Here is a 24242-nt window from a genome sequence, read left to right on the forward strand (position 1 = left end):
GGGAGTGGGTCGAGGCAAAGACACAGTTCGCCGTCATCTTCGGCGAACGGTTCTTCAACTGATGAAACCGGCCCACCGCACAGAATTCCTGACACTCCCTGACGCTCGAGCACAGCGCTCTTCAGATTGTCGTAGAGCACGACCTTCGGAACCCCGCCCCATCTGTCAAAGGCTTCGACGTGACCGGACAGAACCGCTTCCATCCTGGCATCGAGGAAGAAGCGCAGGAAAATCCGGCGGGACTGGCTCAGCACGATGACGAAGGCCATGAGGGGACGACGTGCCCTACCGATCTGCATCTGTCCAAAGTGGCCCCAGTCGGCCTGGGCCTGCTCTCCAGGAAGGGTGCGCAGGCGCAGATAGGCCTCGGCCTTCTGGCGCGGTCGGTGGCGGGCGATCATATGACGGAAGTGACCGCCGTCGCCACGATATCCCCGTTCGCAGACCATTGCATGGAGTCTGGCTGCCGTCAGGGTGGGGAATGCCTCAAGGGTCTCCAGAATGAACGGCAGATAGGCGTCGATCTGGCTTGGCCGAGTTCGCGGCCCATGCGGCACCAGCCCGGAACGGGCCAGCACGCATTGAACGGTATGATGGTGGACGCCGAGTTGGTGGTTTGCTGACCCCGATCTTATCGATCATTTGCCCATGCAGTTCTTGTCTTCCTCACGTCTCCCATAGACCGGCTTCAAGTGTTCCGCTTCATGCGGGCACTGTCGCCGGGTTCCGGTAATCCATCTGCTTCGTCAACATCGCCCAGATACCACGCGCCATCTTATTGGCCAGGGCAATCGCTACGAGCATGCGTGGCTTCTTGGCCATCATACGGTCAAGCCAGCTGTTGCTTGGCGCACCCTTTCGTGACGCCCATCGAACCACGGCCATGGCTCCGATGATGAGCAACCTTCGAATATCTTGCTGGCCCATCTTGGATATTTTTCCTAAACGCTGCTTGCCACCGCTAGAATTCTGTAGCGGCACCAGGCCAAGCCAAGCAGCAAAATCCCGGCCACGTTTGAACACCTCCATCGGAGGCGCGAACGTTTCAATCGCCAGAGCAGTGATTGGGCCTACGCCCGGCATTGTGCGCAGACGTCGTGTTGTCTCGGCCTTGTTGGATAAACCGTTAATCTTCTCGCTAAGCGAGTCTACGCGATCCGTTATTTGCCAGATGTGCTCCAGCAAATCGCGGCAGATTGTACGCACCAGATCAGGCATTTGAGCGGCCTCGTCCGCCAAAAAACTTTCAAGCCTGCTCAGATAGCCTAGTCCATGCGGCGCGATGTGGCCGAACTCATAGAGGTGCGCGCGTAGGATGTTTACCAATTCAGTTCGCTGACCAACTAGCTGCTCGCGGGTGCGAAACATAATCGCCCGAGATTGCTGCTCCTCCGTCTTTGCCTCGACAAAGCGCATCGTCGGCCGCTGTGCTGCCTCAACAATGGCCTCTGCATCGGCAGCGTCGTTTTTGTGTCGTTTACAAATGGCTTCACATACCGAGGCGCGATCAGTTTTGGCTCGTGACCCAATCTCACCATCTCGCGAGCCCAATAATGCGAGCCGGCGCATGCCTCCATTGCGACGACGCAGGAGGGCTGAGTAGCAATAAACTTGCGGAATAATGGGCGCGCCAACTTCTTACGAAATAAAACAGAAGCGTCAGCCGCTGCTCCGTGCAGCTGAAATACATTCTTTGCCAAATCAACGCCAATGATGGTAACCGTCTTCATGAAGACTGCCTTTCGCTTGAGTGGTGTTTACGCCAAGACTTTATGCCGCCGGAGAAGGCTGGCATCCACCCCATCTTGAGACGATCGCCACAATGAGTGATGATCCGCTCATCAACTTGCCCGCTGCAAGTTGACCCGTTCCCGGCCCTGTCCGGAAAGCTCGACGATCGCCCGAGCTACACCACTCCCTGGGACATCATCGGCCAAAGTCACCCGAGCTGGTCTTGAGTGCCGCTTGCGCGACGGGTTTTGATAAAGCTTCAGATGGAAAGGAAGGATTCAGGTATTGCCTTGTGCAACCGGCACCAAGCCGCGTCAGTGCCTCCTGAGGACTAATCATTGCGGCCGCTGCGAGGTCGTCGATAGTGAAGTCTTCACCAAGCAATTCCACAAAGGCGCCTGGACCACAAAGCGTCTCAGGAATGTCTGTTGTATCTATTGTTATGTATTCCATGGCTATTCTTCCAATTAGAGGAGCGCAATGTCCCGCGATCCGAACAGATATCCTGTTTGCGCAGGTCCATGGAAGACCATGCTTGTAGCCGATGCCGGCGATTGCAACGCGGCTGGTTCGGCACGCACGAAATGTCGCTCCGTATCCAACGGCCTCACCTCTCAATACCTTGCGGACGTCGAGTATTCTCGCCCTGAGTTTGGCAACGGGTTGCAGTGGATTTGGCTGGACTCCGGCGGTGTTTATTCCATAAAGTGCCGAACCTACGCGCACCAAGTCAAAATGGTAGGACTTGCCCAACCACAAACCGGCGGACGCCGCGAGACTCCCGCGGACGGGCCTAAGGAGATCATAGACTGCCCGGAAGCGATCTCTTTGCAATACATTCGTCGCGTCCCCCAAGTATTCGCTGCATGCAAGGTGGCTGAGTACGACTGACGGGCGATGCTTTTCGAAGGCATGCGGCTGGTATCTGCGCCGCACATCTTCCAAACCGAGCCCGAAGCGAGAAAGTCCTGTTTCCACATTGAGAAAGTACGTTTGCGCCTTACCTGCTGTGTCGATGGCAAGCAATTCGCCGCAATTATTCACGACAGGTATGATGCTATGCGAAAGATACCATTTGCCATATCTATCAAACTCATCGCGAAAAACTGCAATTGCAACTCCGATACGACAAGACCTCAGAAGCAGGGCTTCCTCGAGACTGGCGACGAATAGCAGACTGCAGCCGGCGTCTACAAGCGACCTTGAAACCTCGAGAATACCAAGCCCATACGCGTCGCTTTTAACGACAGCGGCGACGCTTACTTGCGGCCCAACCAGGGAGGAAACGGTCTGTAAATTCGCCTGAATTGCCGCGAGGTTGATTTCCAGGACAACGTCGGCAGACCGGACTAGAGACATCATCTTCTACTCTCTCCATGGTATAGGTTTTCCGCTCTAAACCTCCAAACCTCGCGATGTATGCATTAGGCATCATGTCGAGAAGGCTTCGACATATCGCAATTGCGGCGTCAATGCGCGACCATTCGGGCAGAACGTCGACAGGATAGCATCATCACTGTTTTGCCATCGTAAATTAGTGTTAAACAAATATTGCACAAATATTCAATTATTCCGCCTTATTGCCGACGGAGTTGTGACACTGCTTACTTACGCTGCGGCTTTTTTCGATCTTCCTCGTAATATGTTTCGCGTTTCGCAAGGCCCGGGTGCGGAAGGGAGTTGATCCGAGCGTCTTATGGCAGCGGAGAGCGGCCACGTCATCCGCACGCCTTTCCGGCAAATGGCGCGACAGCTTGATTGCTCGGCCGTCTGCTGGTTAGGCGAACTTTAGAGGATCGTCTCTTCAGCGCAATTTCGGATCTATGAAGACGCGGAGCATGTTATCGACAATGCTCATCGTGCTTTGGAGCAGACCAGCCGGACGCGCGTTGCGGAAGGCACGCGAGGATGCGCCTACGCTACCTCAAGGCCATGCGAGCAATCATAGTCATTGACACTAGGGGGTGCCCAGCCTCGAGGCAAGCGCTGGGCCTTATAGATTTCTACGACCATCGGATAGCAGGCGGCGGTGTCGGAGGAGTGCTCCGATGAGCAGTCTCCGCCAGGGCAGGCCGACATGCAGCCAAGGAGGTCGATTTCGGCAAAGAATTCCAGGTAGTCGCCTGGACGCACCGGGCTCGCCTTCATGAAGTACTGGCCGGTATCGCGTGTGAAGCCTGTGCACATGAAGACGTTCAGCACGTCATGAATATAGGTCTCGGCCTCATGAATGGGCTTGCCTGTCTTCCGGGCGAATGCGCGCGTGAGGTTTGAATGGCAGCAATGGTGATATTGGCCGCCGTGGGTGAGAAGGTTGTTCGTGTACGGGTCGCAGCGCGTGCCGATAACGTCGTGTACCGAACCGCCGAATTCATCAAAGCCGTACCAATCCAGCGTGTCATGGGTGATGGTGGCGATCGGACGGAGATACGGGAAGTTCGAAAACAGCTGGTCGCCGAGACCAACATGCGTGCCGTTCAATGCACGTGTCTTGCCCGAGTAGAATTTTTCATTGAGGTCGTTGAGATTGAACAGGTTGAGGTCGCCCACCTGCGCACCCTCGGAGCAAACGATGCGGCAGAAATGCCCGGCCGGCACTTCCCAGGTGGCCGCGTCGCGCGGCGGCACAATGACAGTCTCGACCAGTTCCAGATCGTCACGCAGCGCGCGATAGGCGGCGAGGTCGGGACGCGGCAGCGTGTCGGTCGGATAGCAGACGACCGGCTTGATCTTCTTGCGCGCTGCGGCATCCGTCGGCGCTTCGGTAAGCGGGGTGGGCTTCATTTGGTCTCCATTCCTTTGCCGCCTCGCGGCATGGTGTGCTTACGTCTTCGTGACAACTTGTTGGTTGGCGCGATCAGGCGATAGCCGCCAGCTCGGCGCCGAGACTGACCACATTGCCGGCCTCAACCTTGACCTGAATGCGTCCGCTCTTAGGGGCGAGTATGCGGGTTTCCATCTTCATCGCCTCGATCAGCGCCACCGCTTCTCCCTGGACAACCTCTGCGCCATCGTTGACGAGCCATTGCTGCAGCGTGCCAGGGATCGAAGCCGTGACTGCGCCCTCGCTCACGGCGGTGACAGCGCTGGCGGATGGTTGCGGTGCGGAGAGACTCGAGAACAGTGCGGCAGGCAGGCCGAGCACGTGGCGCTTACCATCGATTTCGATAAAAGTGCGCAAGACGCCACCGTCTGCCGGATCGACACGGGGTGCGGGCTCGACCCCGCGGAAAGCTGTCTCGATCCAATTGGTGTAGACCCGAAAGCCGTTCTCTCCGGTGAAATCCGGCTCCTGCAGGACCGCGCGGTGGAACGGCAGCACCGAGGCCACCCCCTCGATCTCGAATTCCGCGAGAGCCCGGCGGGCGCGGATGAGCGCTGCCTCGCGTGTTGCGCCTGTTACGATCAGCTTCGCCATCATGGAATCATAAAGACCAGGGATTTCAGAGCCCGTTTCCACCCCGGCATCAAGTCGCACGCCGGGACCGGCAGGCGCCCGAAAGCGCTTCACCAGTCCCGGCGTCGGGAGGAACCCACGGCCCGGATCCTCGGCATTGATGCGAAACTCGAAGGCGTGGCCGCGCGGCGTCGGCGTGTCGGTAACCGACAACGGCAGCCCGTCGGCTATGCGCAACTGCTCAATGACAATGTCGACACCCGTCGTCTCCTCGGTCACCGGATGCTCGACCTGCAGGCGGGTGTTGACCTCAAGGAAGGAGATGACGCCGTTTTGCGACAGCAGGAACTCGACCGTGCCGGCGCCGGTGTAGTTCGCCTCTGCGCAGATCGCACGGGCGGCGTCGTGAATGCGGGCGCGCTGCTCGTCCGTGATGAACGGGGCAGGGGCTTCTTCCACCAGTTTCTGGTTGCGGCGCTGGAGCGAACAGTCGCGGGTGCCGAGAACAACCGTGTTGCCGTGGGTGTCAGCGATGATTTGTGCTTCGATGTGCCGCGGCTGGTCGAGAAACTGTTCGGCATAGCAGTCGCCACGGCCGAAGGCCTCGGTCGCCTCGCGCACCGCGGAATCGAAAAGTTCGCCAACCTCCTCGAGCTGGCGGGCAACTTTCATGCCGCGACCGCCGCCGCCAAAGGCGGCCTTGATCGCAAGCGGAAGGCCGACCTGCTTGGCGAAAGCGACTGCATCTGCGGCCGAAGCGAGCGGACCATCCGAGCCCTTAACCAAGGGCGCACCGACCTTCGCAGCGATGCGCCGGGCCTCGACCTTGTCGCCGAGGGCGGTGATCACGTCGGGCTTCGGCCCAACCCAGATTAGGCCGGCGTCGATGACCGCTTGGGCGAACTCCGTGCGCTCGGACAGAAATCCATAGCCGGGATGAACGGCGTCTGCCCCGGACCGGCGCGCGACGTCGAGGATCTTGGCTATATTCAGATAGGTATCACCGGGACGACCGGGACCGAGGCCATAAGCTTCGTTGGCAAGTTCGACATGCAGCGACCGGGTGTCGGCGTCGGAATAGAGGGCCACGGAGGCGATGCCGTAATCGCGCGCGGCACGCGCTATACGGATGGCGATTTCGCCGCGATTGGCGATGAGCAGCTTTTTCATCGATTGGTTTCCAAGGTGAGCGGGTCGAACGCAGCAATGGCGTTGAAACGGATGCTGGCGCCGATTGGGATCTGACCGGCGAGATCGAGATGGTGATTGGCGACGACGCCAATCACCGGATAGCCCCCAGTCAGCGGATGGTCGGCAAGGAAGAGCACCGGCTGGCCACTATGGGGAACCTGGATCGAGCCGCGTGCGGTTGCTTCGGAAGGTAGCTCCGCCGCGTGTCTTCTCTCCAGTGGCTCGGTTCCTGAGAGCCGCACGCCGACGCGGCTCGATTCCGCCGTCACTTGCCAGATCTGCGATAGCAGTGTTTCGACGCCCCTATGCGTGAACCAATCCGTTCTCGGCCCAAGGACGATGTCGAGCGTCACCGTCGCGTCGGCGTGCGGCAGCCGCGCCGGTGTAGGCCGGTCAGCACCCACTGCGCTGGCCGGCTTGTTAGCCGGCACGAGCACGTCACCAGTGACAATGGGAGCGGGGCCGACCTTCGCAAGCGTGTCGGTTGAGGCCGATCCGAGAACGGTTTCGACTGCGAAACCGCCGCGCAGCGCCAGATAGCTGCGCATGCCTTCAGGTGGAACGCCGACGGTCAATTCGTCGCCCGTGTCGAGCGCAAAGGGCCGCCCGAACGGAACAGGCAGGCTGCGGCCGTCGGTGGCCCGGACCTCCAACGGCACGGGCGCTCCCGTGACGGCGAGCGTCTCGGGCCGGTCCGCCTTGACGGCGAAGCCTCCGAAAGTGATTTCGACGGCGGCCGCGTTGCGGGGGTTGCCGACGCAGATATTCGCCTCGATCAGGCTTGCGCGGTCGAGCGCGCCCGATGCCGAGACACCCTGATCGGCGCGACCTGGGCGTCCGAGATCCTGGTAAAGCGCCGGACGATCGGCGCGGGTAACGAGAGGACCTTTTACGGGGCCGGCAGGCTCCGTCTTCTCGTCCGGCATCGCCGCCACTGGGACGATCGTCTTCTCCGTCACTCTCCGGAAGCGAACGCGGTCGCCGGGGGCGAGCAGGGCGGCCCGCTTGCGGCTGGTGTCCCACATTTTCAGTGGCGTTGTTCCGAGGAGCTGCCAGCCGCCGGGACTGTCAGAGGGATAGACGCCGCTGAATTTGCCGCCGAGTGCCACGGAACCAGCCGGGATGCGCACCCGCGGGCTCTCGCGGCGCGGCACGTCGAAAGCGGGATCGTCGCAGGTCATATAGGCGAAGCCCGGTGCAAAACCGGCGAAGGCGACGGTATAGGTCGCCTCCGTATGCCGGCGGATCAACTCGTCCACTGTCCAGCCGAGGATGTCGGCGACGTCATCCAGGTCCTCACCGTCATAGATGACGGGTATCTCGAAGGTCTCGCCCTGCCGACTGGTGCGAACCGAAAGGTCCAGACCGGAAATCAAGGCAACGAGATCCTCACGGCGGGTGACCAGAGGATCGAAGCGGACCATCAGCGTACGTGCCGCGGGTACCAGTTCGGCAACGCCGTCCGGTCGGTCGGCAAGCAGACAGTCGAGCAAGGTCAGGGTCGTGGCAAGATCGGGGAGCTCGACCAGAAAGGCGTTGCTGCCGGCGGGCAGGAAGCGAAGGCGCTCAGTCATGGGGTGAACGGCTTCAGCTCGACGCCGCCCTTGACAAGCGACTCACGCAAAGTACGGGCAATGGAAACCGCAGCGGGCGTGTCGCCATGGACGCAGATCGATTGGACCTCAAGCATGATCTCGGTGCCGTCTATTGCGGTCACTCTACCCTCGACGACCATGCGCAGCATGCGCTCGGCGATCGCCTGCGGATCATGAATGACGGAACCCGGCAAGCGCCGGCTGACAAGGCTGCCGTCGGCATTGTAGGCGCGGTCGGCAAAGGCCTCGCAGACGACGGTGAGCCCCGCCGCACGCGCCTGCTCGACAAGCGGGGCGCCGGCAAGCGCCATGAGGATGAACGAGGGGTCGATTGACTTGATGCCTTCGATGACGTCGGCTGCCTGGCGTGCGTCGTGAGCGATCGTGTTATAGAGCGCGCCGTGTGGCTTGACATAGCGCACCGTACTGCCGGCCGCCTTGGCAAGCCCCTGCAGCGCCCCGATCTGGTAGATGACGTCGCCAATCAGCTCTGCGCTGGTCGGTTCCATGTTTCGGCGGCCGAAACCGACAAGATCCCGGTAGCCGACATGGGCGCCCACTGAGACGCCGCGCTTTTCCGCCTCCCTCAAGACCGACAGAATGCCGGCGGGATCGCCAGCATGAAAGCCGCAGGCGATATTGGCGCTGGTGACGATTGAAAGCATCGAGACGTCGTCACCCATCGGCCAGGGGCCGAAACTTTCGCCGAGATCGCTATTGAGGTCGATGCACGCCATGTCACAGTCTGTCCTCGAAAGTGAATACTCCTGTTGGATAACATAACTGCGATTGTTCAACAATATGAATTTGTATTTTTCGAGGCTGCAGTGTGCGTAGATGACGGATAGCGATGATCGGCCGCTGGCGGAAACGCTTGGTCTCCCACGAAAAGCCTTGCCGGCGAGCTCGCGCCTGAGGGTTCATCGACGCGCAACTGGAAGCCAGGTCATCCTTAGCGACGATCGAGGCGAACCCCGAGTTCCACCATACGGAAACCTTTTATCGCGCTCCAGCGCGAGCCTCCCTGTCGGTTCCGGACTGTTTGAAGCAGCAAGAGCAAGCTACTGGATAAGCCTAATCGACTTCGGCGGGGTTAGGGTGGCGGCTGCATTCGATGGCGCGGAACGTGACCCGACCGCCACTCTCGCGAGCGCGTTGGCCATCGTGCGCGCCAGCGCCTTCGAAACGAGGCTCGGCTCCTTATCCGCATACTTGATGCTCAAGGTCGTCATCGGCAGACGCGGCAAGATGGCCGGGTCATCAATGATCCGCACCCCCTTGGTCGCATCTCCGACGGTGACCACGGATATCGCCAGCCCGGCGCGCACCACTGAAAGAACGCCTGCGAGGCTCGTGCAAGAGAACTTGCATTTCCAGGGTATCCCACGCTCGTCAAGTGCGGCCATGGCTGCCTTGCGATAAGCGCATCCCCCATCCACGGCCGCCAGCGAAAATACACCATCGGACGGCGGCACCCAGTTTTGCCCTGCCACCCAGACGATTTGCTCAGACCGCAAAATATCGCCGCAGCTCTCGCCGACCTCTCGGACCAAGGCAAGATCTAGGTTTCGATCGCGTAGGTCCCTGATGTGGTTCGCGCCCAGCCCCGCTTTCATCTCAACTGCCACGCCGGGTTTGTCCGCCATAAACCCGCGCAGAGCGTCCGCGATGGGATCGAACAAATAATAATCGTCCGGCACCCCTATCACGACGGTGCCATTGAGAAGCTGCGGCTTGAAATTCTGTTCCATCTCGTCAATCGACTGCAGAACGCGTGCCGCGTACGGGATGAGCTCGCGTCCCTCCGTGGTTATGCGGCAATTGCGCGTCGTACGTTCAAACAGCTGCTTGCCGAGGTGTTCCTCAAGGCGCGCGATCTGGTGGCTCACCGTCGACTGCGTGACGTTGAGGCGTACCGCGGCAGCGGAGAAACTTTGCGTGTCCGAAACGGTGATGAAACACCGAAGAAGGGATGTATCCATTGCGGCCTCATTCATTAAGATCGCCGTTTAGTCGTGACACATTATCGCTTCTCCAGGCAGAATATAGCGGCCTAAGAGGCGTGCGATTGCAACGACACATGTTACTACAAGCTGGTACGCTGGCCAGCCGTGTTGAAGCTGAACCCCGCAGAATAGCGGAAGGTGAGATCCTGAACCTCAAGAGAGAAATTGCTAATGCCACGCTGCTGGATCTAACACGAGGATTGATCGGCGTTTTGCATAAATCAATAACAAACATTCGCTTCAGCGATCGGTCGCTATGTGATTTCCATCCAGTTGGCTGAGTTTCGACGAAGCACGGTGCGGTATAAGGCGCCGTGTCGCAGCTCGATGGGTTTTTGAAGCGGGAGACTACGGATGCCGGCCGACGTAAAAATGCCTGATGTTCACAAAGTGCCGGTCCCCGGCGGTCACCTGGAAGACAATTACGGTGAAAAGGCCAGGATAGGTTTGATCGCCCTCTGCGATGACGTCGCCGTGGACCGGGACTTCGCGCGGATGATACCTGACGATCGCGTCGCTCTCATCACATCGCGCATTTTGTTGGAGCAACCGAACTCGGAACGCACGTTTCTCGCCATGGCTGCTCGCATACCGGACACGGTGCGCCTGCTGTGCCCGTTGCTTCGACTGGATTCCATTGTGTTTGGCTGCACTTCGGCAACCTCGTTTATCGGAGAGTCTCGGGTGACCGAACTCGTTCGCAGCGTCCGACCAGAGGTCAACGTTACAAATCCGGGCACTGGCGCGATCACAGCTTTAAGCGCACTTAACGCGAAACGAGTTTCAGTCATAACACCCTACACCGTTGCCAATACGGAAAACGTTGTTCGTATGCTGGCGGGGGGCGGAATTCAGTCGGTTCAAGTGAGCTGTTTTGGGTTTGACACCGACATGGACATCGGCTCTGTGCCGCGAAACGCATATCTGGAAGTCGCTCGCAACACGGATCATCAGGGAGCGCAGGCGATTTTCGTCTCCTGTACTGCAACCAAGGCCTTGGATGCGATTGAGGAGATTGAAGCTGTGACGGGCCTTCCCTGTGTCACCTCGAATCAAGCAGCTTTTTGGCATGCATTGCAACTGGCCGGTTGGAACGAGCCAATTTCAGGTTTTGGGCGTCTGATGCGGGATTGTTGGTAGTTTGCTTTCCGGCACACAATATAACGGGACTCGAAGCCTGCCCGCATAGGAGTACGGCTGTTGTGAAGACCTCGACGCCGCCGATCAGGAGCTATAGCTGCACCGGGCACCTGGAGCATGACGAGAGATCGTTTGCCTAAAGGCTTCGGTGAGGCCTGCCTCACGCGCATCGTGACTGACCGTGCTGTAGAGCGCACCGTGCGCCTTGACGCGCTCTGTCTGTTGCTTTTTTCGGCAGTGCGCAGCTCGATAGATCAGACAATTTCCCTGGAATTCTACCGCTGTCAGCCCCGTGTCGCAGCGGCGAACCAACCAAATCGCGGGGGCCGATAGGACGTCGCCCGGATAGTCCGACTGAGCGGCACAGGCAATATGGACGATCGAAAGCGTCGATGCCTTGTCGATCCGCGGCCAGGATCCGAGATTCCGCCGAGATCACTGTTGAGATTGACACCTGCAATGTCATAGTCTGTCCGCACGGATCGTAGTTTTGCAGGATGATACCGGCACGATTGTTCACCTATAGCGGATGGGCCGGGCAGACGTCGGTTTGTGAGAAGAGATGCTGAAGGAAAACATTGCAACTGACGATCGATCTCTGGCGGAGTCGGTGGCCGTGAGAATTCGGGAATCACTAATAGCTGGTGAGTTCGCGCCGGGACAAAAGCTCTCCGAGCATCAAATGGCCGTTCAGTTCGGGATCTCGCGTAATACCTTGCGGGAGGTCTTCCGGCTTCTGACCAGTCAGAGGCTACTCACCTATACTCCGAACCGCGGCGTCTTTGTTGTCGCGCCGGACGAAGCCGCGGTGCTCGACATTTACCGCGTTCGTTCGGTCATCCAAACTGGAGCAATTCGTGCCGCCACTAAGGGGCACCCTGCTCTCGTCCGAATGCGATCGCTTGCGGAGCAGGGGCGTACAGCAAGCTCAAAGGGAAACTGGACGCAGGTCGGAACCACCAACATGGAGTTCCATCGCGCCATGGTCGAACTTTGCGACAGCCCTCGGCTCAGTTCGGTATTTGATCTACTGCTCGCCGAACTTCGTCTTGTGTTCGCCCAACTTGAAGACGGTGCACACCTTCATGAGCCGTACGTCGAACTTAACGAAGCTCTGGTGCGTTCTCTCGAGGCCGGTGACGTTGAAAGTGCCGTCTCACAATTGGAGGCATATCTTCTAAAATCCGAACGAGCCGTGCTTGCGGCCATTCAGCGGCGACGCGGATAAGAGCTATCAGGGCAATCGAGCTTGGCAGAGCGATGCCCTCGCCACATGATAAAGACGCCAGCTGCCACCACGATTGCGGCGCCTGCAATCATATTCCACGAGATTTGTTCATCGAAAAAGCATATGGCAATGCCAGTGCCGGCCACGAGTTGTAAGTAGGTCAGCGGCTGTACTTCGGACGCCTCGAGAATTCCATAGGCGCGGATGAGGCAGTAGTGGCTGAGTGCTCCGCCGATGCACAGCGCACCCAGTAACGGCAAGTCGGACGAGGATACGGGCGTCCAAAAGAGCGGACCAACCAATGAGATGGCGATGGCGCCGACTACCGCCGTATAGAGGAGGCTCGTTGAAGAGGAATCCTTGTAGCTAACAGCTCTTGTGGCAACGCTATAAATCGCAAACAACAGCGCGCTGGCAAGGGGGAGAAGCAGGGAGGCGCTGAGCCCGCCTCCGGTTGGGCTTAGAATTATCAAAACGCCAATCATTCCCGCGGCAACTGCGACCCAGCGGCGCCATCCAACTCTCTCGCCGAGCAGGGGAACCGAAAGAACCGTTACCAGGATTGGTGCCGCCTGGAAGATGGCCTGGGTCATTGCAAGCCCGACCCGAGTGAGCGAGAAGACGAAGAGCAATATCTCGCCGATGAGCAATAATCCTCGCAATGTCTGAAGAACAGGATGTCTTGTGGCGGTCGCTTTTCGAACGCCTGCATCCGATCTCGCGAGAGCCAGCAGCACAAATGCGGCGAACGCCCAATAGCGGATCATTGTGATGAAGATTGGCGGATAGCTTGTCGCGAGATGTTTCGACAAACCGTCCTGTGTCGCGAACAGCATGATCGCGAGCAACGCAAAAACATATCCCTGCAGCTTCATGTAGAACGTTTCGCTTCGTGTGCGCAAATCGCGTGCTTCGCCATATTCGAAAGTCTTTTCCTGACACGCGCAGCCTTCCTCTGGTCCTTCACGAATGGGCGGCTACGCGAATCTCTGGAAAATTGGCGATGGCTCGCAGGCTTCGCCATTTCATGCCAGTCTAGGGCTTCGGATCGATTCGTTGGGGAACACCCCACGCGTTTGCATCCGAAACAGCAGACGGAAGAAGTTCTGGAGGGAACGCCTGATAGCACACCGGTCGCAGGAACCGTTCGATTGCGAGACTTCCCACAGAGGTGGCGCGAACGTCCGAGGTCGCGGGGAAGGGTCCGCCGTGGACCATCGCATGGCTCACCTCGACTCCGGTTCCGAAGCCATTGACAATCAACCTTCCTGCTTTGCGCTCAAGAAGCGGCGTAAGCTCGCGGGCAAGCCCGTAGTCGCCTTGGTCGATATGCATCGCAATAGTCAACTGCCCCTCGAGGTGTTCGACAACCTCACGGAGTTCTTCTGGGCCGTCGCAACGGACGATCAGTGTCGCGGCACCGAAAACTTCCTCTTGAAGCTCCCTGTGCGAAAGGAAGGCGCCTGCAGTCGTTTCGAAAACCCCAGCCTGGCCCTGATTTTCCCCGCCGGCGAGCCCACGCGCGACAGTCTTGACCGATTGATGCGTGACGAGTTGATCCACGCCCGAGCAATACGCTTTGTGGATGGTGGGTGTCAGCATCGTAGCCGCAGCCGTTGTGGAAATCGTTTCCCGTGCGGCGGTTACGAAAGAGTCATATCCCTCGCCGTTGACAGCAAGGATCAGGCCGGGGTTAGTGCAAAACTGGCCAGCTCCCAAGGTAAGAGCCGCCACGAGCTGGTTGCCTATTTCGGCGCCGCGCGCGGCGAGGGCGCTTGGGAAGAGGATAACCGGGTTTATCGAACTCATTTCGGCGTAAACCGGAATCCGTTCGGGGCGACGAGCAGCGATCTCCATGAATGCCACCCCAGCGCTGCGGGAGCCGGTAAAGCCAATCGCCTTGATGTGCGGGTTGGCGACGAGCGCCTGGGAGACTGCCCGCGTCGAATCGAAGATGAGCGAGAAGGTGCCTTCCGGCATCCCGCAGGCTCTGACAGCCGACTGCACGGCGCGACCGACGAGCTCCGACGTTCCGGGGTGTGCCGAATGCGCCTTGACGACCACCGGGCAACCCGCTGCAAGGGCTGAAGCTGTGTCTCCGCCTGCGACGGAGAAGGCAAGCGGAAAGTTTGACGCGCCGAATACGCCGACCGGTCCCACGCCGATGTTGGTGAGACGAATATCTGGACGAGGCAGCGGTTTTCGGGAAGGCAGGGCTTTATCGATGCGAACATCGAGAAAAGCTCCCTCACGCACCACCGATGCGAACAGCTGGAGCTGACCGACGGTGCGGCTACGCTCACCCTCTATGCGAATTCGTGGTAGCCCTGTCTCGGCAACACAGCGATCAACAAGCTCATCGCCGAGGTCCAGAATGTTCGACGCGATTTTCTCGAGGAGCATCGCCCGCTCGTCAAGGGAGGTCGCGCGAAAGGTGTCAAACGCTTGATCCGCAAGCAAGCATGCCTGCTCCAGGTCCTCGAGCGCGGCGCCGCCAAAGCTTGGCTCGAGCCGTCTTCCCGAAGCCGCCTCAATAGCCCAGATCTCGCCATTCTCGCCGTGGCGCGTTGACCCGCCGATCAGAAGTTCGCCGGTAATCATTTTCATTTGCCCTCCGAATCGTTCTCGCGATTTGCACTCGCCGTTATCGGCCCGACCGCAAGCGCGCGGCCGGGCGTTTTTTGTGAGGATCAGGCGGCTTTCTTACTGCGCTTGGCGAGCGCGTCGATGGCCTTCTTGATCGTGGAAACCACGAACTCACGCTCATCGCCCACCAGCGGCAGCCGGGGAGCTCGCGTCCATTCCGGCGCTCCGTAGACGAGATGTTCGCCGAGCTTGATGTACTGCACCAGCTTGACGTGCGTGTCGAGGTGGAATGACGGCGTCAGAACCTGGTACAGTTCACGCGCCTCCGCATACTTGTTCTGGGCGCAAAGGTTGAAGAGTTCCACGCACTCCGTCGGCCAGACATTGGTCATGCCCGACACCCAGCCGGTCACCCCGAGAGCCGAGCTTTCGACGATCAGATCGTCAACGCCGCAGAAAACGCTGAAGCGATCGCCAAATTCGACATACAGGTCGGTCACTCGCCGAATGTCGCCGCTCTCCTCCTTGATGCAGACAATCTCCGGCGTATCGACGAAGTGCTTGAGAACCTCGACCGTGCAGTCGACACCATAGGCAATGGGATTGTTGTAGATCATGATCGGGAGTGAAGAGGCCCCGGCGATGGCTTTGTACCATTCGGCCGTTTCACGAACGTCCGTCTTGTAGCCGAGGCTCGGAAACACCATCAGGCCCTGGGCGCCGAACGATTGGTAAAGCTTTGCATTGGCCTTGGCACTTTCGAGTGTCACCTCGGCGAGGCCGGAGAGCACGGGAACCCGCCCGGCCACGACCTCGACTGCGCCGCGAATGATCTGTTCGCGATCATTCATCGACATCGAGGCGTTTTCCCCGAGCATTGGGAGCACGATAACGCCGGACACACCGGCCTTTACAAGGCGGTCAATGCTGCTTTTCGTCGCGTGAAGGTCGACCTCGCCCTCCTTTGTCAACTTGGTCGTTACGGCTGGAAATACGCCCTTCCATTTTGCCATGATGTCAATCCTTTCTCTGAGACACCCAACTGGATCCAATCTACATAAGCCAAGCGACATGTCCAGCTTTAATGTTGGATAATTTTGGGCTAGTGTGCGAATTATAAGCTGCCGCTCCGCGTGTAGGACGCGGAAATGCCATTCGTTTTGGGATTTGGATCCAACAAGTGAACGAGATGCTCGAACAGAAGAACCCGCGCTCAAAGTATCGCCTGAAACGACAGAGCTTGCCGGAGGCCCTGGCTGACTCGTTGCGCGAACGAATTCTCAACGGCGAATTCAAAGAAGGGGAACCGCTCGTTCAGGAAGCGATCGCCGCCGAATATGAATGCAGCCGGATGCCCGTGCGCGAAGCCTTCCGCCAACTGGAGGCGGCTGGGCTCATTGTCTCCAAGATCCATAAGGGCGCGGTTGTAACGACGCTGCCATCAGAACAGATCATGGAGCTGTTCGAGCTCCGTGCAATGCTGGAATGCGACATCCTCACCTACGCGCTCAGCCGAATGACGGACCATCATCTCAATATTTCCGAGCAGATTCTTGAGCAACTTGAAGACGCCTATCACAAGCGCGACATAGCAAAGGTCGGCGCCTTGAACTGGGAGTTTCATCGCAGTCTCTACGTGCCAGCGGACCGCATTCAAACTTTGGCACTGATCCAGGGCATCAACGTCCAAACCGATCGCTATATCAGGCTCCAACTCCTGTTGACGTCTGCATTCGAAGAAGCAGAACAGGATCATCGCCAAATTCTAAAGTTATGCCGCAGTCATGATCCAAGTGTTATCGAGTTCATGCGAGGGCACATCATACGGGCAGGCCACAATCTTCTTGACGCTCTCCACGCTCGCAAGGTGAGCGGAACCGTCGCATAGCCCCGGTTGGGCAGTCTGTTTTTAAACCGGATCGGGAGCTTTGAACGTCGAGCTTGCCAGGCGTTTGGTGGAAAGCTTCGGGAGGTTCAAAGCCGGCGTTGATTGCCGATGCGAAGCCAGTACGCCTTGCATGACGAGCACGGGCGATTGGAACGGCGCTCCGACTTGACGTCGATATAACAACTGCTGCGCCTGAAAATCTCTCCTGGAGTAGGGCATCCAACCGGGCTTGCCTGCCGGTAACGATTTCAACCGTTTAGAAGCTAACGGGTCACAATAAGCAGGCGCTGGAATGCTCCTTTAGAATATTGGATCCATTCTACAGTTCTTGACAAGTGGACTATTATGAGCTTGATCGGACGCAAGCTATTTGAGGCGCGTCAGCCACGCTACGCTATCACCAGTCAAAAACGGGAGCAGAAAAATGGACGAAAAACGAGCGAATTCGAGCGGCGCTCTAACGGGCAGATGCGTGGCCGGCCGGACTGTAGCGTGCGAGATTTGCACCTCGTTCAACTCCCGTTCGATGTCCTTCCTTTCGCATGCTGGCTCACTGCGTACGGGAGGACGATAAGATGGAAGATAGGATGAGCACGGATCAACTGACGTCCGAAATTCTGCGCATGGAGAACCTCGTCGTAACTGCCAGGGCCTACGGTGCCCACCAAACAATCCCCATAATCAAAGGGGTCAGCCTTTCGTTGAAACGCGGAGAGGTTGTCGGGCTGATAGGAGAGTCTGGCGCAGGCAAGTCTACGATCGGCCTGGCGGCTCTGGGATACACTCGCCCCGGATCCACAATTGCCGATGGGAAAATTCTGTTTGATGGCGCTGATATCCGCAAGCTGAGCGCAGGCGAACGTCGCAAGTTGCGGGGACGGCGGGTGGCCTATATCGCTCAAAGCGCTGCTGCGTCGTTCAATCCTGCGATGCGCCTCGATAAGCAGGTGTGCGAAGCGCCCGTTCGCCACGGGTTGGCGCGTTTTGAGATAGCAAGGTCTCAAGCTGTCCAACTCTACCGAGAATTGGACCTGCCTACACCAGAAACGTTTGGAAGCCGGTATCCACATCAGGCTTCTGGCGGTCAGTTGCAGCGGGCCATGGCAGCCATGGCAATGTCGTGCCGTCCGGACATTCTCGTTTTAGATGAGCCTACAACCGCTTTGGACGTGACGACGCAGATTGAGGTCCTAGCTTCAATTCGCCAGTTAATTCGAGAACATCACACCGCAGGGCTCTACATCACCCACGACCTTGCCGTCGTCGCCCAAATCGCGGACCGTATCATAGTATTGCGCGACGGCAGTGTTGTCGAAGAGGGTACTACAGAGCAGATTTTGAACCGGCCGCGCGCGGAATATACGCAAGCTCTGGTTTCGACCCATTCAAAAGATGTGAAAGCCAGCGGCAGCCAAGACACCGCTAAAAAACCGGTCCTGGAATTGAGCAAGGTCTCTGCACGCTATGCAAAGGCGGTCCGTGTGGTGGAAAATGTCGACCTTTCCGTTAGAAAGGGTGAGACCGTTGCTGTTGTCGGGGAGTCCGGCTCTGGTAAAAGCACCCTGGCTCGAGTGATCACCGGTCTCCTTCCGCGCGAAACCGGGCAAATCATTTTTCAGGGAGACAAGCTCCCACCGACCCTGGCAGCGCGCAACAAGGACCTCCTTCGGCGCATTCAGCTGATTTATCAGATGCCCGACGTAGCACTTAATCCACGACAGAAAGTTAGCGAGATTATTGGCCGTCCGCTTCAGTTTTACCGAGGCCTGAAAGGTGCCGCGCTGCGCGAGCGTGTCGCCGAGCTGTTGAGCGACATTAACCTCTCCCCTGACTATGCGGAGCGCCTTCCAGGGCAGCTCTCCGGTGGACAAAAACAAAGAATCTGTATCGCGCGTGCCTTGGCTGCCGAACCCGATTTGATCATTTGCGATGAGGTTACGTCTGCGCTCGATCCACTGGTCGCCGAAGGGATACTGGATCTTCTTGCGAAGCTGCAACGAACGCGGGGGTACGCCTATATGTTCATAACACACGATTTAGGTGTTGTTGGGCGCATAGCGGATCGTGTTGCGGTTATGCTAAAAGGGGAGATCGTGGCGCAAGGATCAATTGCCGAGGTCTTTTCCTGGCCATGTCATCCATATACCGAGCGGTTGCTTTCGTCTGTACCAGAGATGGACACGCACTGGCTCGACAATTTCTTGGCAAACCGGAGCGTGTCGCTTCCAGTCACTTCGTGACGCCATCTCGCTCGCCACGTGGCGAATTGATGCTGGAGCGTAGATCGCCTACGCCGCTTGCCAGATAAAGCCGCAAACGAAGGGCCAAACTCTCGTTTTGTTAATGGATCCAATCTACAAAGGGTTGACACGATTGGATCCAATGCGATAGATAAACATACTAAAAGAGGACAGGTAATGAGCGGGAATTCTACCGAAATGACGGCTTTGCTTACTGATGCCATCGCTCGGCATCAGGTGGCAGGCGCGAGCGTGGCCCTCTATCGTAACGGAAGCCTGACGGAAGCCGTCGCAGGCGCCGCCAATCTGTCAACCGGAGTGGAGCTTACGCCCGACACGTTGATGCAGATCGGCTCAGTTACCAAAATAATAAACGCAACACTTATCATGCAGTTGGTAGATGAGGGGCTGATAAGTCTGTCTGATCCTATCAGCAAGCATTTGCCTGGCTTTCGCCTGCAAGATCCTTCCGCTGCCGCGAAGATCACGGTCCAAATGCTAATCAATCACACATCCGGCATTGACGGTGATATTACCGCAGACCACGGACATGATGAAGAAACGATCGAAAAAACCATTGCGCGGATGTCAACGACGCGGCTGCTCTTTGAGCCTGGGACTGATTGTTCTTACAGCAATGCGGCTATCGTTGTAGCTGGCCATATTGCTGAGAAGGTCACCGGAAGGAGCTGGTATGACCTTGTGAAATCGCGAATTTTCAAGCCCCTCGGCCTCCCTCATTCGGCTGTTTTGCCGGAGGATGCGATGCTTTTCAGGACGAGCGTCGGCCATTTTTTCGATCCCGCCACTGGCGAGCTCACGCGGTCGTCACACGTTTTCCTGCCGCTGGGATACGCCCCTGCGGGACCGACCACTATGATGAGCGCAGCGGATCTTGTGACCTTTGCTCGCGCCCATTTGGCGGATGGACTAGCGCCGAATGGTGCAAGACTTCTCTCCTCTGAGAGCGCCCGACTGATGAGAGTTATAACCGAGCCCCGGATTGGTATGGCTACTCATGGCGTTGGGCTCGGATGGATGACTTTCGGTAACGATGTCTGTGGTCATGGAGGCGGGGGGCCGGGCATCGTGGCCAAACTTTACATCTCTCCTTCACATCAACTTGCTCTCGCTGTGCTCACCAATTCAGACAACGGCCGCAAGGTTATTGATGAGCTGGCTTCAACCGTCCTCAAAAACAGTTGCGGCCCAGACATTGGAGAACCGCAACGGGAACTGTCGCCTCCAGTCTCGCAAACTGATCTGTTCGGATACGCGGGCCGCTACGAAGACAGTTGGATGATCTACAACGTCGCAAAGGAAGCTGACGCGCTTACTTTATCGACGCGCACTAAAATCGCTTGCTACGATTGCATCAGCACAGACCCGACCGATGCCGCGCCCTTGCGCCCGCTGGGCGACGATTTGTTTGCACTCACTCCAACCGAAAAGCAGCGCACCGCTAACAGGGATTTTTTTCCTGAGAAGGGAGATGTGTTTGTAGCGTTCCGCAATCGAGGCCAGGACGGCCATTTTCGAAATTTGGCCAATGGAATCAGACTCTACGGCCGTACCGGGTAATGTCTGTCCATCGGACCGCAGTAGCGTTGCAGGCTAAACCTACAAATCCTGTGCATCAAGCAACACTCAGCAAAAGAGGGGAATAAGCCATGACTTCGAAGAATTCTTTTCCTGATTCCATCATTACGAGGCGCGACCTCCTTGCCTCATCAGCGGCCCTCGGCGTAGGGGCAGCCGTGGGCGTGACATTCTGGTCTTCAAAAGCAGCTGCAGAAACACCACGCCGGGGTGGAAAGCTTATCGTAGGCGTCAAAGGCGGGTCTTCTAGCGATTCTCTGGACCCCACGCTGATACCGTCACAGGCGGCAGCCTACTTGACCTATCAATACGGCAGCTGGCTGATCGAACGTTCACCCGAGGGGGAACTCGGAGGAGAGCTTGCAGAGAGCTGGGAGCCCCTGGAGGGCGGCAAGCGGTGGGTCATCAAACTAAGGCAGGGAGTGAAGTTTCACAACGGCAAAGAGTTCACCGCCGAGGACATGGTCTATTCGCTTAATCGCCATCGCGGTCCCGACACGAAATCACCTGCGGTCTCGCTAATGAAGCCGATCGAGGAAATCACAGTCGACAATCCTTATCAGCTGACCATTTCGTTGAAAGAACCGGATGTCGGCTTGCCGTACCTCCTCGCATACATTCACTTAGTTGCTCAGCCGAAGGATGAAAACCCTGCAAGCGCGATCGGGACCGGGCCGTTTGTCCTCGACAAGGCAGAACCAGGCAAGAGATATACATTCCATCGCAATCCCAACTATTTCAAACCCAATAGGGTCTGGTTCGACGAGCTCGAAGTACTCGTAATTAACGACGACACCGCGCGCATTTCGGCACTGCTGTCGGGCAGTGTCCATGTCATCAGCGAGGTTCCTCCGAACCTGGTGCCGAACCTTAAAAACGTTCCAAATCTAAGTCTCTCTAGCTCTCCGACCTCGAAGTTCTACTACTTCGTAATGCGCGTCGACCAACCTCCTTTCGACAATCCCGATCTGCGGTTGGCTTTGAAATATGCTGTAGACCGAGAGGCGATCCTGAACAACGTCGCTCCCGGATATGGTGAGATTGGTAACGACACGCCGATCAACTCAGTATTCCCATTTTACTCGAACGATATTCCAAAACACTCCTACGATATTGCGAAAGCCAAAGAGTATTACAAGCGATCCGGGCATAGCGGCCCAATTGTGCTTCATACAGCTGAGGTGTTCCCGGGCGCGGTAGATATGTCCGTGATCTTTCAGCAGAGTGCTGCCAAAGCCGGCATTACTGTCGAGCTAAAACGAGAACCGGTAGACGGTTACTGGGATAATGTCTGGATAAAGGCTCCGTTCTGCGTCTCCTATTGGGGCAGCCTCACCACTGAAGATCAAGCATTTTCAATGCCGTTTGCAAGCGGTGCGCCTTGGAACGACTCGCATTGGGAACGGCCGGAGTTCGATAAGTTGCTCGCGAAAGCCCGTGCGGAACTAGACCCTGTTGCCCGCAAAGCCATCTATCGAGAGGCGGCAATGATGATTCATGATGAGGGGGGCCACATAACTGTAATGTTCACTCACGACATCCAGGCTCTGTCCAACAAAATTCAAGGATATACCATTTTCCCGTTCGGCGAAGACGCGCGGAATACGCAAAACTGCTGGTTTGCCTCCTAAAGAGAGGAGGAAAGAGACCTGCTGCCCATGGCAGCGGGTCCGACATAAGTGATGGGCAAAGGGAGGGCCGTGAAATGGACCCAACTGAATTGGCAGCGGGAGTTGTTGCCGAGACCTGGCTTGCTCGATCGACCCTCTCGATCGTACTTAAGCGTCTCGGCATAGGTGTACTGACACTGTGGGCCGTGTCGGTGTTAATATTTGCCAGCACGGAGATTTTGCCTGGAGATGTAGCCAGTGCAATCTTGGGGCGGAACAAGACCCCTGACGCAGAGCTGGCAATCCGCCATACTCTCGGTCTGGATCGCCCCGCTCCGGTGCGTTACGTTGATTGGCTATCGCGGTTCGTGCAGGGTGACATTGGCAAGTCGCTCGTGAACCAACGAGATATTGGTCCTGAAATCCGCGAGCGATTGGGCAATACGTTCTTCCTCGCTGCAGTTGCCGCGGGCATTGCAATTCCACTTTCAATCTTTCTGGGTGTTTTAGCAGCAGTCTGGCAAAACAGTTATTTTGACCGCGCCGTTAATACGCTCTCGCTGTTTACCATATCGGTGCCGGAATTCTTTGTCGGTTACGTCTTGATAATTGTCTTCTCGGTCAAGCTTGGCTGGTTTCCAAGTCTGGCGATGATGGACGACGACATGTCATTCCTAGAACGTCTCTACGCAATAGCTTTACCAGTCGCCACGCTCGTCTTGGTAGTCTTGGCTCACATGATGCGGCTAACACGGGCTGCGGTGATCAACGTCCTCTCTAGACCATTCATCGAAATGGCCCTCCTAAAAGGTCTACCGCGCTGGAGGATAGTCATTGAGCACGCTGTTCCGAATGCCCTGGCTCCGATCATCAGCGTTGTGGCGGTGAACCTTGCGTGGTTGATCGTCGGAGTCGTCGTGGTCGAGGTGGTTTTCGTCTTTCCAGGGATGGGCCAACTAATGGTCGACGCGGTCGCCAACCGCGATGTTCCAGTCGTGCAGACATGCGGTTTGATCTTCGCTGCCGTCTATGTCGGACTGAATATGATCGCCGATACGCTTGGAATTCTAAGCAATCCCCGACTTCGGCACGCGCGATAGGAGAGGGGAGATGCGTCTCCGTCAAATCCCCATAGCTCCCATTGTTGGCGTTAGTTTGATACTGATCAATATATCAGCGGCCTTATTTGCGCCGTTGATTGCTCCGTACGGTGAGGCAGATATGGTCGGAACGATGTGGGCTTCACCGAGCCCTGAACATTGGTTTGGCCTTGATAATTTGGGCCGGGATATTTTGTCTCGCTTGCTGTTCGGCGCGCGCACGACAATCTCGTTGGCGCTCAGTATTACTGTGCTTGCCTTTGGGATCGGTGTCACCGCGGGATTTACCGCCGCGCTTAAAGGGGGGTGGGTCGACACGGCCCTCAGTCGCTTCGTCGACGTTATTATGGCCATTCCCGGATTGATCTTTTCTCTTGTTATTCTTTCTGTGTTTGGCAGCTCTGTTCCGGTGTTAACTGTGACCATAGCGGTGCTGAGTTCCACTGGAATCTTTCGTCTCAGCCGCGCCGTGGCGATTGATCTTGGCGCCATGGAGTATGTCGAGGTTGCTCGACTTCGTGGCGAAGGTCTTGGATGGATCATGCGCCGCGAGGTACTGCCAAACGCACTGCCTCCATTGTTGGCGGAATTTGGATTGCGTTTCTGTTTCGCTTTCCTGTTCATCGCAGCCTTAAGTTTCTTGGGGCTCGGAATTCAGCCCCCATACGCGGACTGGGGAGGAATGGTTCGTGATAACGCCCAAGCAATCAATTTTGGCAGTCTCGCTCCCCTCATTCCTGCGATGGCAATCGCTCAACTGACTATTGGCGTGAATTTGATTGTGGACTGGTTTCTACCGAACCGGGAGCAAACGCAAGGTGAGGGAATCTAGTACCGCTCCCCAGAGATTCTGACGGTTTGGTAGCTTATCGCAAGATGGGCAGAGCCTCGGGTTCTATGAGTAATTGAATGCTTCGCGCTTCTCCCGGCG

Annotated in this window: 18 protein-coding genes and 2 pseudogenes; 9 read left to right on the forward strand and 11 right to left on the reverse strand. The window is 57.4% G+C overall.

All coding sequences use genetic code 11. From position 1 onward, the window contains the following. The 8 genes and pseudogenes from PY650_RS32835 to PY650_RS32870 all read right to left on the reverse strand — a co-directional run. Positions 1 to 578: pseudogene (locus tag PY650_RS32835) on the reverse strand (hypothetical protein); the annotation flags it as partial. Positions 579 to 702: 124 nt separating this feature from the next. Further along, positions 703 to 1730 (reverse strand): annotated as a pseudogene (locus PY650_RS32840) (IS110 family RNA-guided transposase). A gap of 196 nt (positions 1731 to 1926) precedes the next feature. Further along, positions 1927 to 3093 (reverse strand): alanine racemase, encoded by a 1167-nt coding sequence (alr, locus tag PY650_RS32845; protein WP_285884146.1) that lies wholly within the window; start codon positions 3091 to 3093, stop codon positions 1927 to 1929. 552 nt (positions 3094 to 3645) lie between these two features. Further along, complete coding sequence (locus PY650_RS32850; RefSeq protein ID WP_285884147.1) at positions 3646 to 4515, reverse strand: urea carboxylase-associated family protein; 870 nt, start codon at positions 4513 to 4515, stop codon at positions 3646 to 3648. A 73-nt stretch (positions 4516 to 4588) separates the two neighbouring features. Then, positions 4589 to 6298, reverse strand: coding sequence for an acetyl/propionyl/methylcrotonyl-CoA carboxylase subunit alpha (locus tag PY650_RS32855; protein WP_285884148.1), 1710 nt, complete (start codon positions 6296 to 6298; stop codon positions 4589 to 4591). Further along, on the reverse strand, positions 6295 to 7893 hold the full coding sequence (locus PY650_RS32860; RefSeq protein ID WP_285884149.1) for a 5-oxoprolinase subunit B/C family protein: 1599 nt from the start codon (positions 7891 to 7893) through the stop codon (positions 6295 to 6297). Before PY650_RS32860 ends, PY650_RS32855 begins: the two co-directional genes overlap by 4 nt. Then, entirely contained in the window at positions 7890 to 8651 is a 762-nt protein-coding gene (locus PY650_RS32865) for a LamB/YcsF family protein (protein ID WP_285884150.1), read from the reverse strand. Before PY650_RS32865 ends, PY650_RS32860 begins: the two co-directional genes overlap by 4 nt. Positions 8652 to 8975: 324 nt before the next feature. Beyond that, a complete protein-coding gene (locus PY650_RS32870) occupies positions 8976 to 9896 on the reverse strand; it encodes a LysR family transcriptional regulator (protein ID WP_285884151.1) in 921 nt (306 codons plus the stop codon). A 98-nt stretch (positions 9897 to 9994) separates the two neighbouring features. Here PY650_RS32870 and PY650_RS32875 point away from each other — a divergent pair, with 98 nt between their 5' ends. The 3 genes from PY650_RS32875 (at position 9995) to PY650_RS32885 (ending at position 12288) form a co-directional block, all read left to right on the forward strand. Beyond that, positions 9995 to 10201 (forward strand): hypothetical protein, encoded by a 207-nt coding sequence (locus tag PY650_RS32875; RefSeq protein ID WP_285884152.1) that lies wholly within the window; start codon positions 9995 to 9997, stop codon positions 10199 to 10201. A 73-nt stretch (positions 10202 to 10274) separates the two neighbouring features. After that, positions 10275 to 11060 carry a maleate cis-trans isomerase family protein gene (locus PY650_RS32880; protein WP_285884153.1) on the forward strand — a complete coding sequence of 262 codons (786 nt, stop codon included), beginning with the start codon at positions 10275 to 10277 and terminating at the stop codon, positions 11058 to 11060. A 562-nt stretch (positions 11061 to 11622) separates the two neighbouring features. Then, a complete protein-coding gene (locus PY650_RS32885) occupies positions 11623 to 12288 on the forward strand; it encodes a GntR family transcriptional regulator (protein WP_285884154.1) in 666 nt (221 codons plus the stop codon). On the opposite strand, the gene PY650_RS32890 is transcribed toward PY650_RS32885, so the two are convergent. The 3 genes from PY650_RS32890 to PY650_RS32900 form a co-directional block, all read right to left on the reverse strand. Further along, the gene (locus PY650_RS32890) at positions 12270 to 13163 is read right to left on the reverse strand and encodes a DMT family transporter (protein ID WP_285884156.1); all 894 of its coding nucleotides are present in this window, start codon (positions 13161 to 13163) and stop codon (positions 12270 to 12272) included. The genes PY650_RS32885 and PY650_RS32890 overlap by 19 nt on opposite strands. A gap of 160 nt (positions 13164 to 13323) precedes the next feature. Next, positions 13324 to 14895, reverse strand: coding sequence for an aldehyde dehydrogenase (NADP(+)) (locus PY650_RS32895; protein WP_285884157.1), 1572 nt, complete (start codon positions 14893 to 14895; stop codon positions 13324 to 13326). Between the two features lie 83 nt (positions 14896 to 14978). Beyond that, complete coding sequence (locus PY650_RS32900; protein WP_285884158.1) at positions 14979 to 15887, reverse strand: dihydrodipicolinate synthase family protein; 909 nt, start codon at positions 15885 to 15887, stop codon at positions 14979 to 14981. A 176-nt stretch (positions 15888 to 16063) separates the two neighbouring features. Between PY650_RS32900 and PY650_RS32905 the strand changes: the two genes are divergently transcribed. The 6 genes from PY650_RS32905 (at position 16064) to PY650_RS32930 (ending at position 24143) form a co-directional block, all read left to right on the forward strand. After that, complete coding sequence (locus PY650_RS32905) at positions 16064 to 16762, forward strand: GntR family transcriptional regulator (RefSeq protein WP_285884165.1); 699 nt, start codon at positions 16064 to 16066, stop codon at positions 16760 to 16762. Between the two features lie 587 nt (positions 16763 to 17349). Further along, positions 17350 to 19002 (forward strand): ABC transporter ATP-binding protein, encoded by a 1653-nt coding sequence (locus PY650_RS32910; RefSeq protein WP_285884160.1) that lies wholly within the window; start codon positions 17350 to 17352, stop codon positions 19000 to 19002. A 198-nt stretch (positions 19003 to 19200) separates the two neighbouring features. Next, on the forward strand, positions 19201 to 20583 hold the full coding sequence (locus PY650_RS32915) for a serine hydrolase domain-containing protein (RefSeq protein ID WP_285884161.1): 1383 nt from the start codon (positions 19201 to 19203) through the stop codon (positions 20581 to 20583). Positions 20584 to 20672: 89 nt separating this feature from the next. Next, a complete protein-coding gene (locus tag PY650_RS32920) occupies positions 20673 to 22232 on the forward strand; it encodes an ABC transporter substrate-binding protein (RefSeq protein WP_285884162.1) in 1560 nt (519 codons plus the stop codon). 74 nt (positions 22233 to 22306) lie between these two features. After that, complete coding sequence (locus tag PY650_RS32925; RefSeq protein ID WP_285884163.1) at positions 22307 to 23311, forward strand: ABC transporter permease; 1005 nt, start codon at positions 22307 to 22309, stop codon at positions 23309 to 23311. A 10-nt stretch (positions 23312 to 23321) separates the two neighbouring features. Beyond that, complete coding sequence (locus PY650_RS32930; RefSeq protein WP_285884164.1) at positions 23322 to 24143, forward strand: ABC transporter permease; 822 nt, start codon at positions 23322 to 23324, stop codon at positions 24141 to 24143. Positions 24144 to 24242 lie beyond the last annotated feature (99 nt).

The organism is Martinezella calliandrae (assembly GCF_030272695.1).
In the GTDB taxonomy this organism is placed as follows: domain Bacteria; phylum Pseudomonadota; class Alphaproteobacteria; order Rhizobiales; family Rhizobiaceae; genus Rhizobium; species Rhizobium calliandrae.

Coding starts and splice junctions, on each gene's coding strand:
- alr (WP_285884146.1), bottom strand. CDS start 3,093: ATGATGTCTCTAGTCCGGTCTGCCGACGTTGTCCTGGAAATCAACCTC.
- PY650_RS32850 (WP_285884147.1), bottom strand. CDS start 4,515: ATGAAGCCCACCCCGCTTACCGAAGCGCCGACGGATGCCGCAGCGCGC.
- PY650_RS32855 (WP_285884148.1), bottom strand. CDS start 6,298: ATGAAAAAGCTGCTCATCGCCAATCGCGGCGAAATCGCCATCCGTATA.
- PY650_RS32860 (WP_285884149.1), bottom strand. CDS start 7,893: ATGACTGAGCGCCTTCGCTTCCTGCCCGCCGGCAGCAACGCCTTTCTG.
- PY650_RS32865 (WP_285884150.1), bottom strand. CDS start 8,651: ATGGCGTGCATCGACCTCAATAGCGATCTCGGCGAAAGTTTCGGCCCC.
- PY650_RS32870 (WP_285884151.1), bottom strand. CDS start 9,896: ATGGATACATCCCTTCTTCGGTGTTTCATCACCGTTTCGGACACGCAA.
- PY650_RS32875 (WP_285884152.1), top strand. CDS start 9,995: ATGTTACTACAAGCTGGTACGCTGGCCAGCCGTGTTGAAGCTGAACCC.
- PY650_RS32880 (WP_285884153.1), top strand. CDS start 10,275: ATGCCGGCCGACGTAAAAATGCCTGATGTTCACAAAGTGCCGGTCCCC.
- PY650_RS32885 (WP_285884154.1), top strand. CDS start 11,623: ATGCTGAAGGAAAACATTGCAACTGACGATCGATCTCTGGCGGAGTCG.
- PY650_RS32890 (WP_285884156.1), bottom strand. CDS start 13,163: ATGAAGCTGCAGGGATATGTTTTTGCGTTGCTCGCGATCATGCTGTTC.
- PY650_RS32895 (WP_285884157.1), bottom strand. CDS start 14,895: ATGAAAATGATTACCGGCGAACTTCTGATCGGCGGGTCAACGCGCCAC.
- PY650_RS32900 (WP_285884158.1), bottom strand. CDS start 15,887: ATGGCAAAATGGAAGGGCGTATTTCCAGCCGTAACGACCAAGTTGACA.
- PY650_RS32905 (WP_285884165.1), top strand. CDS start 16,064: ATGCTCGAACAGAAGAACCCGCGCTCAAAGTATCGCCTGAAACGACAG.
- PY650_RS32910 (WP_285884160.1), top strand. CDS start 17,350: ATGAGCACGGATCAACTGACGTCCGAAATTCTGCGCATGGAGAACCTC.
- PY650_RS32915 (WP_285884161.1), top strand. CDS start 19,201: ATGACGGCTTTGCTTACTGATGCCATCGCTCGGCATCAGGTGGCAGGC.
- PY650_RS32920 (WP_285884162.1), top strand. CDS start 20,673: ATGACTTCGAAGAATTCTTTTCCTGATTCCATCATTACGAGGCGCGAC.
- PY650_RS32925 (WP_285884163.1), top strand. CDS start 22,307: ATGGACCCAACTGAATTGGCAGCGGGAGTTGTTGCCGAGACCTGGCTT.
- PY650_RS32930 (WP_285884164.1), top strand. CDS start 23,322: ATGCGTCTCCGTCAAATCCCCATAGCTCCCATTGTTGGCGTTAGTTTG.